At 69.7% G+C, this 15071-nt stretch carries 14 protein-coding genes; 10 read left to right on the forward strand and 4 right to left on the reverse strand.

Annotated elements, in window-relative coordinates:
- Nucleotides 1-539 precede the first annotated feature (539 nt).
- The 5 genes from rpsF (at nt 540) to AB0C02_RS03670 (ending at nt 5269) form a co-directional block, all read left to right on the forward strand.
- Entirely contained in the window at nt 540-830 is a 291-nt protein-coding gene (gene rpsF / locus AB0C02_RS03650; protein ID WP_067301247.1) for a 30S ribosomal protein S6, read from the forward strand.
- An 80-nt stretch (nt 831-910) separates the two neighbouring features.
- On the forward strand, nt 911-1438 hold the full coding sequence (locus tag AB0C02_RS03655) for a single-stranded DNA-binding protein (RefSeq protein ID WP_357540698.1): 528 nt from the start codon (nt 911-913) through the stop codon (nt 1436-1438).
- Nucleotides 1439-1479: 41 nt separating this feature from the next.
- The gene (rpsR, locus tag AB0C02_RS03660; RefSeq protein WP_007073789.1) at nt 1480-1719 is read left to right on the forward strand and encodes a 30S ribosomal protein S18; all 240 of its coding nucleotides are present in this window, start codon (nt 1480-1482) and stop codon (nt 1717-1719) included.
- Between the two features lie 14 nt (nt 1720-1733).
- On the forward strand, nt 1734-2180 hold the full coding sequence (rplI, locus tag AB0C02_RS03665) for a 50S ribosomal protein L9 (protein ID WP_357540700.1): 447 nt from the start codon (nt 1734-1736) through the stop codon (nt 2178-2180).
- A 407-nt stretch (nt 2181-2587) separates the two neighbouring features.
- Nucleotides 2588-5269, forward strand: coding sequence for a replicative DNA helicase (locus tag AB0C02_RS03670; RefSeq protein ID WP_357540702.1), 2682 nt, complete (start codon nt 2588-2590; stop codon nt 5267-5269).
- 34 nt (nt 5270-5303) lie between these two features.
- Here the strand turns inward: AB0C02_RS03670 and AB0C02_RS03675 are convergent, their stop codons facing one another.
- From AB0C02_RS03675 to AB0C02_RS03690, 4 genes are all read right to left on the reverse strand, one after another.
- A complete protein-coding gene (locus AB0C02_RS03675; protein ID WP_357540704.1) occupies nt 5304-5990 on the reverse strand; it encodes a maleylpyruvate isomerase N-terminal domain-containing protein in 687 nt (228 codons plus the stop codon).
- A gap of 57 nt (nt 5991-6047) precedes the next feature.
- Nucleotides 6048-6680 carry a phosphoribosyltransferase family protein gene (locus AB0C02_RS03680; RefSeq protein WP_357540706.1) on the reverse strand — a complete coding sequence of 211 codons (633 nt, stop codon included), beginning with the start codon at nt 6678-6680 and terminating at the stop codon, nt 6048-6050.
- A gap of 10 nt (nt 6681-6690) precedes the next feature.
- On the reverse strand, nt 6691-8022 hold the full coding sequence (locus tag AB0C02_RS03685; RefSeq protein WP_357541027.1) for a glycosyltransferase 87 family protein: 1332 nt from the start codon (nt 8020-8022) through the stop codon (nt 6691-6693).
- A gap of 148 nt (nt 8023-8170) precedes the next feature.
- Nucleotides 8171-10717 (reverse strand): bifunctional diguanylate cyclase/phosphodiesterase, encoded by a 2547-nt coding sequence (locus AB0C02_RS03690; protein WP_357540708.1) that lies wholly within the window; start codon nt 10715-10717, stop codon nt 8171-8173.
- A 541-nt stretch (nt 10718-11258) separates the two neighbouring features.
- Here AB0C02_RS03690 and AB0C02_RS03695 point away from each other — a divergent pair.
- From AB0C02_RS03695 to AB0C02_RS03715, 5 genes are all read left to right on the forward strand, one after another.
- Nucleotides 11259-11840 carry a bacterial transcriptional activator domain-containing protein gene (locus AB0C02_RS03695; protein WP_357540710.1) on the forward strand — a complete coding sequence of 194 codons (582 nt, stop codon included), beginning with the start codon at nt 11259-11261 and terminating at the stop codon, nt 11838-11840.
- Entirely contained in the window at nt 11824-11928 is a 105-nt protein-coding gene (locus AB0C02_RS03700; protein WP_357541029.1) for a hypothetical protein, read from the forward strand. The genes AB0C02_RS03695 and AB0C02_RS03700 overlap by 17 nt, the downstream gene beginning before the upstream one ends.
- A gap of 70 nt (nt 11929-11998) precedes the next feature.
- Entirely contained in the window at nt 11999-13792 is a 1794-nt protein-coding gene (locus AB0C02_RS03705; protein WP_357541031.1) for a tetratricopeptide repeat protein, read from the forward strand.
- Nucleotides 13793-14045: 253 nt separating this feature from the next.
- On the forward strand, nt 14046-14537 hold the full coding sequence (gene moaC / locus AB0C02_RS03710) for a cyclic pyranopterin monophosphate synthase MoaC (RefSeq protein ID WP_357540712.1): 492 nt from the start codon (nt 14046-14048) through the stop codon (nt 14535-14537).
- Complete coding sequence (locus tag AB0C02_RS03715) at nt 14534-15004, forward strand: MogA/MoaB family molybdenum cofactor biosynthesis protein (protein ID WP_357540714.1); 471 nt, start codon at nt 14534-14536, stop codon at nt 15002-15004. The genes moaC and AB0C02_RS03715 overlap by 4 nt, the downstream gene beginning before the upstream one ends.
- Nucleotides 15005-15071: the final 67 nt, after the last annotated feature.

Here is a 15071-nt window from a genome sequence, read left to right on the forward strand (position 1 = left end):
ATCGACGGTCGACGCTCCACCTGGGCGCGGTCCACAGGCGCCCGGGTGCAGGGGAGACCCCCGGAAACGGGACGCCCCGCCGTGCGGCCCGGCACGACGGGGCGGGATCCGTTCGGCTCGGCACACCTGACCGCAGGCGGCAGGATATCGGGGCAAATTCTGCTAATTCCCCCTACAGGTGACGAGACCGGTTGTATGGTCAGAGCAGGTAACAACACGATAAAGCTCCGCGGGGCGTCCTCGATCCAACCTCATCGGTGTGGTCGTTCCTCCCCAGGTCCCACCCAAGGAATGCGGACGGGACGCCCCGCGGCCCCGTGGACAGGGGTCCACCTCCGGTGCTCGTGGCCGAGGTGGGCCCCTGTCGCCGCATCCGGGCACCCGGCACGACCGGCCCGGGCATGATCGTCCCGACCGGGTATCCTGGTCCGGTTGCCCGCGTCCGACCGGGTCCCCCCGGGACCGGCCACGGGCAACGACGCACGACCTCCTGCCACGGAAGGACCGTGGCCGCTTAGCCCACAGGAGGTGAGCACGTCTTGCGTCATTACGAAGTCATGGTGATCCTCGACTCCAGCCTCGAGGAGCGCACCGTCGCCCCGTCGCTCGACACGTACCTGAACGTGATCCGGACCGCGGGTGGCTCGGTGGAGAAGACCGACGTGTGGGGCCGCCGGCGCCTCGCGTACGAGATCAACAAGAAGGCCGAGGGCATCTACGCCGTCATCGACCTCCAGGCGACGCCGGAGGCGGTGGCCGAGCTGGACCGTCAGCTGCGGCTCAACGAGTCCGTGCTGCGCACCAAGGTCATCCGGCCGGAGATGCGCTAAGCATCCACACCCGGTTCGTCCGGATCAGCCTCATCGGCTCTGTCAGAGGGCTCTGAGAGCCTGTACGACAGACCTGATGAGTGCGCGAGGAGATGGTCATGGCAGGAGACACCACCATCACGGTCATCGGCAACCTGACCGATGACCCCGAGTTGCGGTTCACCCCGTCCGGTGCGGCGGTCGCCAAGTTCCGGGTCGCCTCGACGCCCCGGTTCATGGACAAGGCCTCCGGCGAGTGGAAGGACGGCGAGCCGCTGTTCCTTTCGTGCACGGTCTGGCGGCAGGCCGCCGAGAACGTCGCCGAGTCGCTGCAGCGCGGCGCCCGGGTGATCGTGTCCGGCCGGCTGCGTCAGCGGTCGTACGAGACCCGCGAGGGTGAGAAGCGCACCGTCATCGAGCTGGAGGTCGACGAGATCGGCCCGTCTCTGCGCTACGCCACGGCGAAGGTGCAGAAGATGTCCCGCTCGGGCGGCGGTGGCGGCTTCGGCGGTGGTGGTGGCCAGGGCAGCGGCGGAGGCAACTTCGACGACCCCTGGGCCTCGGCTGCGCCGGCTCCCTCGCGCGGTGGTTCGGGCGGCGGAAACTTCGACGAGGAGCCCCCGTTCTAATGGCGCCGAGCGCCCGCGATCGCAAACCAGGAGCAAGAGCAATGGCCAAGGCTGCGGCACTTCGCAAGCCGAAGAAGAAGGTGAACCCGCTCGACAAGGACGGGATCACCTACATCGATTACAAGGACACCGCGCTGCTGCGCAAGTTCATCTCCGACCGCGGCAAGATCCGCGCTCGGCGGGTGACCGGCGTGACCTCGCAGCAGCAGCGGCAGATCGCCCGTGCGGTCAAGAACGCCCGCGAGATGGCGCTCCTGCCGTACACGGCCACGGCCCGCTGAGAGGAGGCACCGACATGAAGATCATCCTGACGCAGGAGGTGTCCGGCCTCGGTGCCCCGGGCGACATCGTCGAGGTTAAGGACGGCTACGGCCGTAACTACCTGCTGCCGCAGGGCTTCGCGATCGTCTGGACCAAGGGCGCGGAAAAGCAGGTCACGGTCATCAAGCGGGCCCGCGGGGCCCGGGAGATCCGCGACCTCGGCCACGCCAACGAGGTCAAGGCCCAGATCGAGGGCCTGAAGGTCAACCTGAAGGCCCGCGCCGGTACCGGCGGCCGGCTCTTCGGCTCGGTCACCCCGGCCGAGATCGTCGACGCCGTCAAGGCGGCCGGCGGCCCGGTTCTGGACCGTCGCCGGCTGGAGACGCCCGGTCACATCAAGTCGCTCGGCCACTACGCGGTCAGCATCAAGCTGCACCCCGAGGTGACCGCCAAGTTCGACCTGAACGTCGTTCAGGGCTGACGCCGCGACAGCACGACGAAGGGCCCGCACCGGACTCCCGGTGCGGGCCCTTCCGCATGCCCGACCTCGTGGATCCCGGCGCGTAGCGCGCGCCAGCCGCCGAAATCCGACCCGAAATCTGCCATCCACAGGCTGTGGATTGCATTTCCGCAGGTCAGAGCTGGTTTAGCCGGGAATTCTCTGCGCTTGTCCACACCCCTGTGCACATCCTGCGCACATGTCGGTCCCCCGGCATCCACAGGTTGTCCCAAGGCTCGTCCACCGCCGTTGTTGAGGGGCTGACCTCGGGTTCCGTATCGTGTTCCCTCGACCGTCCGGGCGATGGCCCCCGATCGACCGGAGGGTCGCCGAGGCTGTCAGACCCGGCGGTCAAGCCGGATTCGATCCGACGCAGCGAGGGGGGACCCGTGTCGGTCAGTGACGACACGCGTACGGAGCGAACCGGTGGGCAACCGCCCATGCCGGTGCAGCGGGACGCGCAGTTCGAGAAGACCCCGCCCCAGGACGTGGCCGCCGAGCAGTGCGTCCTCGGCGGCATGCTGCTCTCCAAGGACGCCATCGCCGACGTCGTGGAGATCCTGAAGTCCAACGACTTCTACCGTCCGGTGCACGCCACCATCTTCGACGCGATCCTCGACATCTACGGCCGTGGCGAACCGGCCGACCCGATCACCGTCGCGGCCGCCCTCGCCGACTCTGGCGACCTGGCCCGGATCGGTGGCGCCCCCTACCTGCACACGCTGATCGCCAGCGTCCCGACCGCGGCCAACGCCGCCTACTACGCCCGCATCGTCGGCGAGCGGGCGGTGCTGCGCCGGCTGGTCGAGGCCGGCACCCGGATCGTCCAGCTCGGGTACGGCACCGGCCAGGGCGGCAGCCGGGACGTCGACGACGTCGTCGACCTCGCCCAGCAGGCCGTCTACGAGGTGACCGAGAAGCGGGTCAGCGAGGACTTCGCCGTCCTGGCCGACATGCTCCAGCCGACGCTGGACGAGATTGAGGCGGTGGGCGCCCAGGGCGGCGTGATGACCGGCGTCCCGACCGGCTTCAGCGACCTCGACCGGCTGCTCAACGGCCTGCACCCGGGCCAGCTCATCATCGTGGCCGGCCGGCCGGGTTTGGGCAAATCGACCGCAAGTATGGATTTTGCCCGAAACGCGGCTATCCGCGCCAACCAGGCGGCGGCGATCTTCTCGCTGGAAATGAGCAAGGTCGAGATCGTTATGCGACTTCTCTCGGCCGAGGCGCGCGTACCGTTGCACGTGCTGCGCAGCGGCCAGCTCTCCGACGACGACTGGACCAAGTTGGCCCGCTGCATGGGCGAGATCAGCGAGGCCCCGCTCTTCGTCGATGACACGCCGAGCATGAACCTGATGGAGATCCGGGCCAAGGCGCGGCGGCTCAAACAGAAGCACGACCTCAAGCTGATCGTGGTCGACTACCTGCAGCTGATGACCTCGCCCAAGCGCACCGAGAGCCGGCAGCAGGAGGTCGCCGACCTGTCCCGTGGCCTCAAGCTGCTGGCCAAGGAGGTCGAGTGCCCGGTTATCGCGGTGAGCCAGCTGAACCGTGGCCCCGAGCAGCGCACCGACAAGCGACCCCAGTTGTCTGATCTCCGTGAGTCCGGTTGTCTGACCGCCGAGACGCGGCTCATCCGAGCCGACACCAACGCCGAAGTGACCTTGGGGCAGCTCCTTGCCGACAAGGCGAAGGATATCCCGGTCTGGGCGTTGGACGAGAGCCTTCGCTACACGCCGCGAACCCTCACACACGCCTTCCCTAGCGGGACTCGGGAGGTTTTCCGGATGACCCTTGCGTCCGGCAAGCAGATCGATGCCACGGCGAACCATCCTTTCCTCACCTTCGGCGGCTGGGTGCCGTTGGCCGAGCTGACAGTCCAGACAAGGATCGCGGCTCCTCGGCACATCCCGCCGCCGTTGGCTGTTCAGCCTTGGACCGAACCCGAGGTGGTGTTGCTTGCGCATCTGCTCGGCGACGGCTCCTTCGTTCCTCGCCAGCCCATTCGCTACGCCAGCTGTGACGAGATGAACCTGCAGGCCGTGTCGAATGCCGCCGAACACTTCGGCATTACTGCCGTTCGAGATGACTACGCCGCCGCTCGCGTGACCACCCTCCGCCTACCCGCGCCGTACCGGCTCGCCCGTGGGCGACGGAATCCGATCGCCGCGTGGTTGGACGAACTCGGCCTGTTCGGGCTGAGGTCCCACGAGAAGTTCCTGCCGCAGTCCGTGTTCGGCTTGCCCAAGGAGCAGGTCACCCTGTTCCTGCGGCACCTGTGGGCTACCGATGGGTCCGTCACCGTCAACAAGTCAGGTCGTGGTGGTCGGGTCTACTTCTCCTCGACCAGCCGCCGGATGCTGGAGGACATCTCCCGCCTCCTGCTCCGCTATGGCATCACCGCCAGGTTGAGACAGGTACCGGTCGCCCGTCATCGGCCGCAGTACACCCTTGATATCTCCGGGCGTGACGACCAGCTTCGCTTCCTTCGCGAAATCGGCGTGTACGGGGAGCGGTCGGCCAGGTGTGCCGCCCTGCTTGACTGCCTTCAGGGCGTGGAGAGCAATCCGAACGTCGATACCGTACCGAGAGAGGTATGGGCCCGGGTCCGCGAGATTCTGGCCGAGCAGCAGATGAGCCATCGCGAGTTTGCAGCGGCCAACGGCACGCAGTTCTGCGGCAGCACGATGTGGAAGCATGCCCCCAGCCGCTCGAGGCTCGCGAAGATCGCTAGCGTGTTGGACGCTGTCGACCTCGACCTGCACGCCACAAATGACGTCTTCTGGGACGAGATCGTGTCGATCGAGTCCGTAGGTGAACAGGACGTCTACGACGCGACCGTGCTGGGGACGCATAACTTCATCGCCAACGGCATCGCCACTCATAACTCAATCGAGCAGGATGCGGACGTTGTCCTTCTGCTGCACCGCGACGACTACTACGACAAGGAGTCGCCGCGAGCCGGAGAAGCGGACTTTATTGTTGCAAAGCACAGAAATGGTCCGACTGACACCGTGACGGTCGCGGCTCAGCTGCACCTTTCCCGCTTCGTCGACATGGCCATCGTCTGATCCGTTCCGCCGAGAACCGCTGCGGGCGAGCAGTTCAGCCGAGCAGCGGGAACCGGCCGGCGGCCTCGCCCAGCTCCCGCCGGTCGTGGTCGGTCAGCGGCACCCGGCCGGTGGCCTTGAGCAGGTATTCCTGGTTGTCCCAGCAAGTCGGCCGGACGGCGTCGCTGAGTAGGCCGTCCAGCGTGGCCACCGCGACGCCGAGGGCGACGGCGCCGGGTGGGGGCGCGTCGGGCAGGTCGACGACCAGGTCGAGGTGGTGGACCACGGCCTCGGTGGTGAGGGTGGCCAGCAGATCCGGTACGGCGATCACGTGGCCCTGGGTGGTGACGCAGCCATGCGGGTCGAAGCTGTGCACGGCGGCACCGGCCGCGCGGACGGCGGCGGGAGCCGTGTCGCCCCAGAGCCGGACCACGCCGTTTGGGCGGTCGAACGCGGCGGCGGAGCGCCGGATCCACCGGGCGTGCCGGGTGCCGTCGTCTCCGCCGGACGGGATGGGCCGCCAGTAGCTGACGCTGTCGACGTCCGGCGGACCGGGCACGGGGCTGGCCAGCGCGACCAGGGCCCGTTGAGCGTCGCAGAGAACGTGGAAGAGCAGGTCGGCGACGAGCCAGCCCCGGCAGCGGGTCGGCCGTTGCAGGTCGACGTCGGGCAGATCGGCGATCACCCGGGTGATGCCGTCGTAGGCCTGCGCCAACGCGATGTGCTGCCCGCCGGGCTTCATTGGGCGAGCGTCTCACAGGAGGATCGGCTCGGCATCCAGGCTGGCACGAAGCTCGGCCTACGCGCTGGCCGTGATCAGGTCCGTCACCTCGTCGTCGGACACCTCGTGGAAGTCGTCGTAGTACGCGCCCACAGCGGCGAAGTCCGGCGGCAGTTGGAGGCAGACGACCTGGTCGGACTCGGCGGCCAACATCTCGTACGCCTGGTCGGAGCCGACCGGCACGGCCACCACGACCCGGGCGGCGCCGAGGTGGCGGGCGACCTGCACGGCGGCGCGGGCGGTGGCCCCGGTGGCCAGCCCGTCATCGACGACGACTGCCGTCTTCCCGCTCAGGTTGAGCGGCGGCCGGCCGGCCCGGTACCGGCTCTCCCGGCGCTCCAGTTCGGCCTGTTCGCGCTGGCGCACCTCGGCCTTGTCGGCGTCGCTCAGCCGGCTGGCGACCACCTCGTTGAGCACCTGCACCCCGCCGGGGCCGAGCGCGCCGTACGCCACCTCGGGCGCCCACGGCACGCCGAGCTTGCGGACCACCAGCACGTCCATTGGCGCGTCGAGGCGCTCCGCGACGACCTTGGCGACGAGCACCCCGCCGCGTACCAGCCCGAGGACGATGACGTCCGGCTGCCCGGCGAGGTCGGTGAGCCGGTCGGCGAGCGCTCGACCCGCCTCGGCCCGGTCGCAATAGGTGGTCATGTCCTCAGGTCTACGCCCTCGCGGCGGGTCGTGTGGTGAAAGTTGCCCGAAAGTCTGGCCGCGGCGCGCCGGCCTTGGCCAGTGCGGGGGCCCAGACCAGCAGGGCGATCGGATAGAGCAGGTAGCCGAAACGGGTCGACGGCATCAGCAGGATCGCCGCGAGCAGCCCGTACCCGCAGATCAGCGCGGTGGCGGCGGCGGTGCGCGGTGGGCGGTGGAGGAGCCGGACGGCGATCGCCACCCCCGCCGCTACCAGTAGTGCGGCGGCGACGACCCGGCCGGCGGGCAGCGCGGTGGCGATGAGATGGCCGGGGAACGGGGACTGCGCGGGGCTGGTCACCAGGCCGTGCCCGAGCGGGAAGCGCAGTTCGTTCTCGACCAGGGCGTCCCGGTCGACCAGCAGGGCGGGGAGTAACGCGAGAACCGGCAGCCCGAACGCCCCGACGGCGGCGCGGACGCCGGCCCGGCGGGTGGCGGCCCAGCACACCAGCACGATCGCCACCGGCCAGGCGAAGAGTTTCAGCGCGCCGGCCGCGCCGACCGCCAGGCCGGCCCGACCGGGCCGGTCGGCTGCGGCGAGGGCCAGCGCGAGCAGGCAGAGCGCGAGTACGGGCAGGTCGTCGCCGCCGGTCGACAGGGTCAGGGCGCAGACGGGCAGCACGGTGGCCGCCTGTACGCCCCGGAGCACGGCGGAGCCTCGGGCCGGTGTGGCCGAGCCGGGTGTGGCCGAGCCGGGTGTGGCCCGCAGGGTGGCTACCGCGGCGGCCAGCGCTGCGGCGGTGACCAGGGTGAACCAGATCCGCGCGTCGGTCCACCAGGCGTCGGTGGCGGCCCGGGGCAGCCCGAACAGCGCCATTCCGGGCTGGTACGGGGTGTAGCCGAGTAGTTGTTCCGCCGGTGGCAGCGCGGCGATCGCGTCGTGGCCCAGGTAGGGGGTGCCGTGCTCGGCGAGCCGGGTGCCGGCCTGTTCGACCACCACCACTTCTTCCTGTGCCCGGTCGGTACGCCCGGTCGCCCGCTGGACGCTCTGCGCGACGACGGGCAAAAGTGTCGTGGTGGTCCAGGCGAACCCGGCTGCCGCCCAGCGGGCACCGAGCCCGGCGAGTGGCGTGTCGATGCGACGGCGTCGAGCGAGCAGTTGGCCGGCCACGGCGAGCGCCGCGAGCACGTACCCGGCGGTGGCGAGGGCTCCCCAAGCTCGGTGCGGGAGCAGGGTGGAGGTGGTGGCGGTGACCCCGGCGAAGGCTGCTGCGACGGCGTAGAGACCGAGGTCGAGGGCGAGGCCGCCGGCCGCGCGGTCGATTTTCGTCCAGCGCCCGGAGCTTCGACCGGTGTCCACCATCACACGGCCCAGTCTGGCAGATGCGCCTGTCCACGCCCCGGGTCGTACTCCCTCGTCCATGTTCCGCAAACGGGGGTGTCAACCACCGGCGGAGACCACCACGTGCCGCACATCGAGTCGATCAACGGCATCCAGACCACACGGCGGGTCAGGAGTGGGCGGTTTCGTCGGCGGTCCGGGTGGCCGCCGGGGTAGCTGCCCGGCCTCGACCGCCGGTGCGGCGGCCGGGCAGGCGGATCACCGCGCCCGCGTCGTGCAGCGGCGCCGCGAGGGCACCCGGTCGCCCGCCCGCCCCCCGGTTGAGGGCGGCGAGCAGCGTCCCGGCCGGCAGCGGCCGGGCGAAGAGGTGGCCCTGCCCGGCGGCGCAGCCCAGCTCCCAGAGCGCCCGCCGCTGTGGTTCGTTCTCCACGCCCTCGGCGACCACGACCAGGTCGAGGCTGCGGCCCAGGTCCAGGGTGGAGCGGATCACGGCGGCGGCCTCGGCCGAGCTTTCCATCGCGGTGACGAAGCTGCGGTCGATCTTCAGCTCGTGCACGGGGATGCGGGAGAGCAGGGAGAGCGAGGAGTAGCCGGTGCCGAAGTCGTCGAGGGCCAGCCGTACGCCGGAGTCGCGTAGCCGGCTGAGCACCCGGTCCACCACGTCGAGCTGGCTGAGCGTCAGGGTCTCGGTCAGCTCCAGCACCAGCCGGTCCGGGGGCAGGTCGTGCGCCCGCAGCCGGGCCAGCACCGCCGACGGGAACCGGGGGTCGAGGAGGCTGCGCGGCGACACGTTCACCGAGACCGGCAGGTCGAAGCCGGCCTGCCGCCAGGTGCCGGCCGCGATCAACGCCTGGTCGAGGATCGCCTCGGCGAACGCGGGCAGCAGCCCACTGCGTTCCACCGCCTCGATGAACCGCAGTGGGTCGATCACGCCGTGGGTGGGATGCTGCCAGCGGGCCAGCGCCTCCGCGCCGATCACCTCGCCGCTGCCCAGGTCGACGATCGGCTGGAAGTTGACGTTGAACTCGTGGTCGGCGACCGCGCGGGGCAGTTCGCCGCCGAGGGTGAGTCGGCCCAGGTCGGCGGTGTCGCGGGTCGGCGCGTAGGTGGCGGTCCGTCGGCCGGACCGCTTCGCCTGGTACATCGCCACGTCGGCGCGGCGCAGCAGCTCGGGCATCCCGCCGCTGGCCGGCGCGACGGCGATGCCGCCGCTGGCCTCCACGCTGATCCGCATGCCGTCCAGGTCGATTGGTTCGTGCAGGGCGGCGAGGAGGGCGTCGGCCCGGTGGACGGCCACCGCCGGCGCGGGCAGCCCGCGTAGCAGGACGGCGAACTCGTCACCGCCGAGCCGAGCCACCAGGTCACCCGGGCGGGCCGCGCCGCGCAGCCGGTCGGCGACCTGCATCAGCACCCGGTCGCCGGCGCCGTGCCCGAGGGTGTCGTTGACCTCCTTGAAGTGGTTGAGGTCGATCAGCACCAGGGCGGTGACACCGTCGGCGTGCCGCAGAGTCAACTGCTCGGTGCCCTCGTCGAGCAGGTGGCGCCGGTTGGAGAGCCCGGTCAGGGCGTCGTGGGTGGCGGCGTACGCGTGCTCCTCGGCGATCCGGGCCAGCTCGGCGTACGCCTGGGCGTTGCGGACCGCGGTGCAGAGGGCGGAGGCGAAGGTACGCAGGGTGTACCTCTCCCGCTCGGAGAGCTCGACCGGCCCGGCGAACCGGAGCTGGAGCAGGCCGACGTTGACCGAGCGATCATGCCCCTCCAGCACCACCGGCATGACGGTGCCGTCCACCGCGCTGGGCCCGGGACTCGGACCGTCGTACGCGATGCCGCCGGTGCCACCGCGGACCGTGCGATCCCCCTCGCGCAGTTCGATCTCGACCTCGTCGGCGGAGAAGAGTTCGGCGGCCTGGGTGACGGCGGTGGTGAGCACTCGATCGAGGTCGACCACGTTGAGCGCGTCGGTGGTCTGGGCCAGGCGCTGCCAGGCCTGCTGCTCGGTGCGGGTGCGAATCCGGGTGGAATACGCCAGGTGCAGGCTGAGCACGAGCGGCGGCACGGCGAGCAGCAGTCGGGGGTCGGCCCGGAGAATGAGCAGGGTGCAGACGGTCACCACGAACCGCACCACCAAGCCCACCGCGCGAAGATCCCAGTTCGTGCGGAACTGCTGGCGGATCCGCATGCCTGAGGCGAGCGCGATGACCGGTATCGCCATCACCTCGTCGAGGACCGTGGCCACGAGATAAGCCGCAGCGATCGGCCCAAGCAACGCCAGCGGTCCCCCGGGATCCGAGGGGCCTTGAAGAGTGACCAGGGTGAGCCCGGCACCGCCCGCGATGAGTGTGTTCTTGCCGACGCTGAACGCTGTCTTGATGGCGGGGAGCCGGAGGATGGTGAAGGCGACCACCACTCCGACTGCGGTGCAGAGGACCACCCATGGAAGCGGCGCGACGGCGGCTCCGATCAGGATGGCCGTCTCGTTCCAGGTGATCGAATGGGTCGTCGATCTGATACGGATTCGGGCCTTGACCAGAGTGGCCACCGTGACCATGAAGGTGAGCGTGGCGATCGTGGCGAAGTCGCGGACCGAGTGGGGCGCGGACCTCGTTCCGGAGGTCAACGAGATGGCGCAGACTGCGACCGCTAGAACGACGATGAGGCCGACCAGGATCCTCAGCGTCCTGTCGACCTCATGGCCGCGTCGTTGTGCACTGTCCATGGCGCTCCCGATATAACCCGGTGCTGCTCGCACCGTAGCGCAAAGTCCGGGTCGGTCGGGATGGTCGTTGGCTTCTCACATCCACTCGTTGCCGCGCATGGCGTTCTCCCCTAGCTCGAGCGCTCCGAATCCGCCGGAGCGGTTATTACGAAACAGTTGGGGAGATCTTATGGAGAAGGATGCGCCAATAGGTCGGCTAAATGTCGCATTGCGCAATATTAGCCAAGCTTAAGTAGCTTTGTGACACTCTGTCCATCTCGCCTGTGCAGAGCGCTCTTGAGTTGATGCCGCGCGTTGCCCGCGCCTGGACGCCATGCTCAGTCTGACTGCTGGCATCGCTCGACTCATGTACGGGGTGGCTCGTCGCTCAATCGTTCCGTTGGAAGTCGCTCAGCGAAACCCCTGCCGGCCGACCGGCACGTGGAGGGCGTAGTGAATCGGCTGCGATCGGTAAACTTCACGTTTTGATCATCTGGAAATGCCGCGACCACGGAGTGGGGTTCTGTGGAGATAAAAGTTCTCGGCGACCTCGGGGTCCGCGTTGGCGACTGCAACCTACCCCTCGGCACACCTAAACAGTCGAGCCTTCGAGAAAGCCGCAGATGGCAATATTGAGGTCATTCGTGAGCAGGGCGGATACCGGCTTTCGGGAGCGCCGGACACAGTCGATCTGAACCGCCTGACCGCTCGACTTTCCGAAGCTCGCGCTACGTCGGAGGCCGAGAGCCCGGCGGAAGCCGTGCCTCTGCTGGCCGATGTGGTCGAAGGCTGGCACGGTTCGCTCCTGGCCGGGTTGCCGCTCGGTCCGGCTCTGGCGGCCCGGCGTGAAGCCGCCGAGCGAAAGTGTGAGGAAGCCTTCGAGCTCCTGGCCGACCTGCACCTGAGGGTTGGTCGTCCGGACCTCGCCGTAGGGCTGCTGCGGCCGTACGCGGCCCGACGCTACGCGCGGGAGCATGTTCAGGTCCTGCTCATGCAGGCGCTCATCGCCACAGATGATCCTGCGGGGCGGTCGCTGCTTGAATCCCGCCGCCGAATAGCTGAGCGGAGGGGCACGGCCCCCGCGCCCATGAAGCCGGCACGGATCGGTCATCCAGGTGATCGACGGCATGGCCGGCTGCGGTAAGACGACGCTCGCCGTCCATGTGGCTCAGAAGCTGACCCCGGACTATCCCGACGCTCAACTGTTCATTGACCTTCGGGGGTCACGGTGACGTCGCCCCCGTCGAGCCGCAGGCCATCCTTGTGACACTGCTTCGGCAGTTGGGCATACCGGCCGGGCGGATGCCGACCGAACTCGACGACCGAGTGGAGCTCTGGCGTCGGGAGCTGGCGCGGCGGCGCGCAGTGGTGGTCCTGGACAACGCCGTCTGCAGTGAGCAGTTACTTCCCCCGTTGCCGGTGGACCGAGGCTGCGTGGTCCTGGTGACCACGCGCGCACGGTTGTTCGCCGCGGAGCTCGGCGCTCCGGAATCGTTGGGCGTCCTGCCCCCGGCTGAGGCGGTGCGCCTCCTTGCGGTGACGGCCGGCGTTGATCGGGTGACCGCGGAGCCGGACGCCGCCGGGGAGGTGGCCCAGCGCTGCGGGTACCTGCCGCTCGCCATCAGGCTCGCAGGTGCCCGGCTGGCACATCGACCCCGCTGGCGAGTCGTGGACCTGGCGCGTCGGCTCGCCAATGGGCCAGGCGGGATCAGCCAGCTCGCGGTGGAGAACCGAACGTTGGCCGGGGCCTTCGCCGCATCGTACGAGCCGTTGAGCGAGCGCAGCCGCTACCTCTTCCGGATGCTCGCCATCCACCCGGGTGACGACTTCAGCCCGCCGATGGCTTCGGCGCTGGCGGATCTTCCGCTGTCGGAGACCGCCCGGCTTCTCGACGATCTGGTGGACCGCCACCTGTTGGAGGAGACATCGAGCGGGCGGTACCGGCTGCATGACCTGATGCGCGAGTACGCCTCAGAACTGTCGCGACGACTCGACGATCGTCAGGTACGCCTTCACGCCCTCGACCGGCTCCTGGACCTCTGCCTCCGTGCGGCGCTTGCCGTTGCCGTGCTGTTGGAGCCGGCCTTGGACGGGAAGGTGCTCGCAGTAGACCCGCCACCCCGTCCCGAGCTGTTGGTGGCGCTAGGCGCTCCGGATGTGGAATGGCTGGAGCGCGAGCGAGCCAACCTTGTTGCGCTCGTGGCGTACGCCGAGAAGGCCGGTCGTGGCGGGTACGCCTGGCGGCTGGCCCGCGCATTATGGCGGTTCTGCTACATCCGTAGCTACTTCGACGACATTCTGACCACCAACCAGCATGGCCTGGTGGCCGCCGAACGGATCGGGGACCGGGCTGCCGTTGCCCAGATGCACAACTATCTCGCATCCGCATACGTGCGGACCGGCAACTACCTGGAGGCCACCAAACTGGTGAAGGCGGCGGTCGCCGCGTGTCAGGAGTTGGGCGACCGCCGGAACGCCGCCCGTTTCCGTGCCAACCTCTCGGGCGTCTACTTCTTGAGTGGAGAACTCGACGCAGCGCTGCATCTCTACCTTGCCAGAATGAACGGGGACCAGTTTCATCTGCTGAATGCGCTGGGCCACATCGGGATAGTCAAGACGAGGCTGGGTCACCACGCCTCAGCGATCCGTCTCATGAATGCTTCCCTGAAGCTTCGGGATCGGACAGGCCACCGCCTTGGAGAGCCGGAGCTTCGGGTCGACCTCGGCATCTCGCTACGGGAACTGCGGCAGCTCGACGAGGCACGCCGGCAGCACGAGACGGCGCTGCAGTTGGCGATCGACAACGGCGAGCGTCACGCCCAGTGCGCGGCGCTGAACGAACTCGGCGTGACGGCCGAGGCTCAGGGTGATCCGGACGAAGCGACCCGGTTCCACCAACGGGCGCTGGAACTGGCGACCCGGATCAACCACCTGCAGGAGCAGGGTCGCGCGTTGGCTCGCATCGGGGACCTGATGATGGTGGAGGAACCAGAGCAGGCGCGCCGGCATTGGCGCCGGGCGCTGTCGATCTTCGAGCGAACCGGAGCACCCGAGCAGCACGACCTCCGGAGGAGGTTGCCCGATGCCGCCTGTTGATCAGTCGCTATCTCGCTTATCGATTTTTTGTCGCGGTGCCCGCTACCGTCCTCCGCGTGTCGACCAACGGGGGCGGTCCAGCCGGCAGCGGACCGGGTCGACGAGACGCCCGCCGTCAGGTTCCCCCCAGCGACTGGGCGGCGGGTGGCTGAGGGAGGAGCGTCGCACGACCGGCACCTGCCGTGCGGCGCTCCTCCCCACCGTCGGTGCCGGTGCGGCCGGCACGTCGTACCCAATGGATAGGCTCGCGGCCGTGACCGATTCCGTGCAGCTCACCCACGTCGACGCCGCCGGCGCGGCCCGGATGGTCGACGTCTCCGCCAAGCCGGTCTCCGGCCGGCTCGCGGTCGCCGCCGGTCGGCTCCGCACCACGCCCGAGGTGGTGGAGCTGCTGCGCCGCGACGGCCTGCCCAAGGGCGACGCGCTCGCGGTGGGCCGGCTCGCCGGGATCATGGGCGCCAAGCACACTCCCGACCTGATTCCGCTCTGCCATCCGATCGCCCTGCACAGCGTCACCGTCGACCTGCGGCTCACCGCCGACACCGTCGAGATCACCGCGACCGCGAAGACCGCCGACCGGACGGGCGTGGAGATGGAGGCGCTCACCGCCGTGGCCGTGGCCGGGCTCGCCCTGGTCGACATGGTCAAGGCCGTCGACCCGGCGGCCTCCGTGGACGCGGTCCGGGTGCTCCGCAAGGAGGGCGGCAAGACCGGCGAGTGGGTCCGGCCGGAGGACCGGGCGTGATCCGGGCCCGGGTGATCGTCGCTTCCAACCGTGCCGCCGCCGGGGTGTACGCGGACACCAGCGGGCCGCTGCTCGTCGCCGGCCTGCGCGAGCTGGGCTGCGAGGTCGACGAACCGATCGTGGTGCCGGACGGCGAGCCGGTCGGCGCGGCGCTGCGGGCCGCTCGCGACGAGGGCACCGACGTGGTGCTGACCAGCGGCGGCACCGGCATCACCCCGACCGACCGGACGCCCGAGGTGACCCGCGCCCTGCTCGACTACGAGATCCCCGGCATCGCCGAGGCGATCCGCGCGCACAGCCGCGACACCGTCCCGGCCGCCGCCCTGTCGCGGGGGCTGGCGGGCGTGGTCGGCCGGATGCTGGTGGTGAATCTGCCCGGTTCGCGCGGCGGCGCGAAGGACGGGCTGGCCGTGCTCGGGCCGATCCTTCGGCACGCCGTCGACCAGCTCCGCGGCGGTGACCACTGACGGCACCCGGCGACGGCTCCAGCTCGGCGACCTGGAGCCGTCGGCCGCCGCGCCGGGGATAGGCTCG

The sequence above is a fragment of the Micromonospora sp. NPDC048999 genome (assembly GCF_040649295.1).
In the GTDB taxonomy this organism is placed as follows: Bacteria; Actinomycetota; Actinomycetes; order Mycobacteriales; family Micromonosporaceae; genus Micromonospora.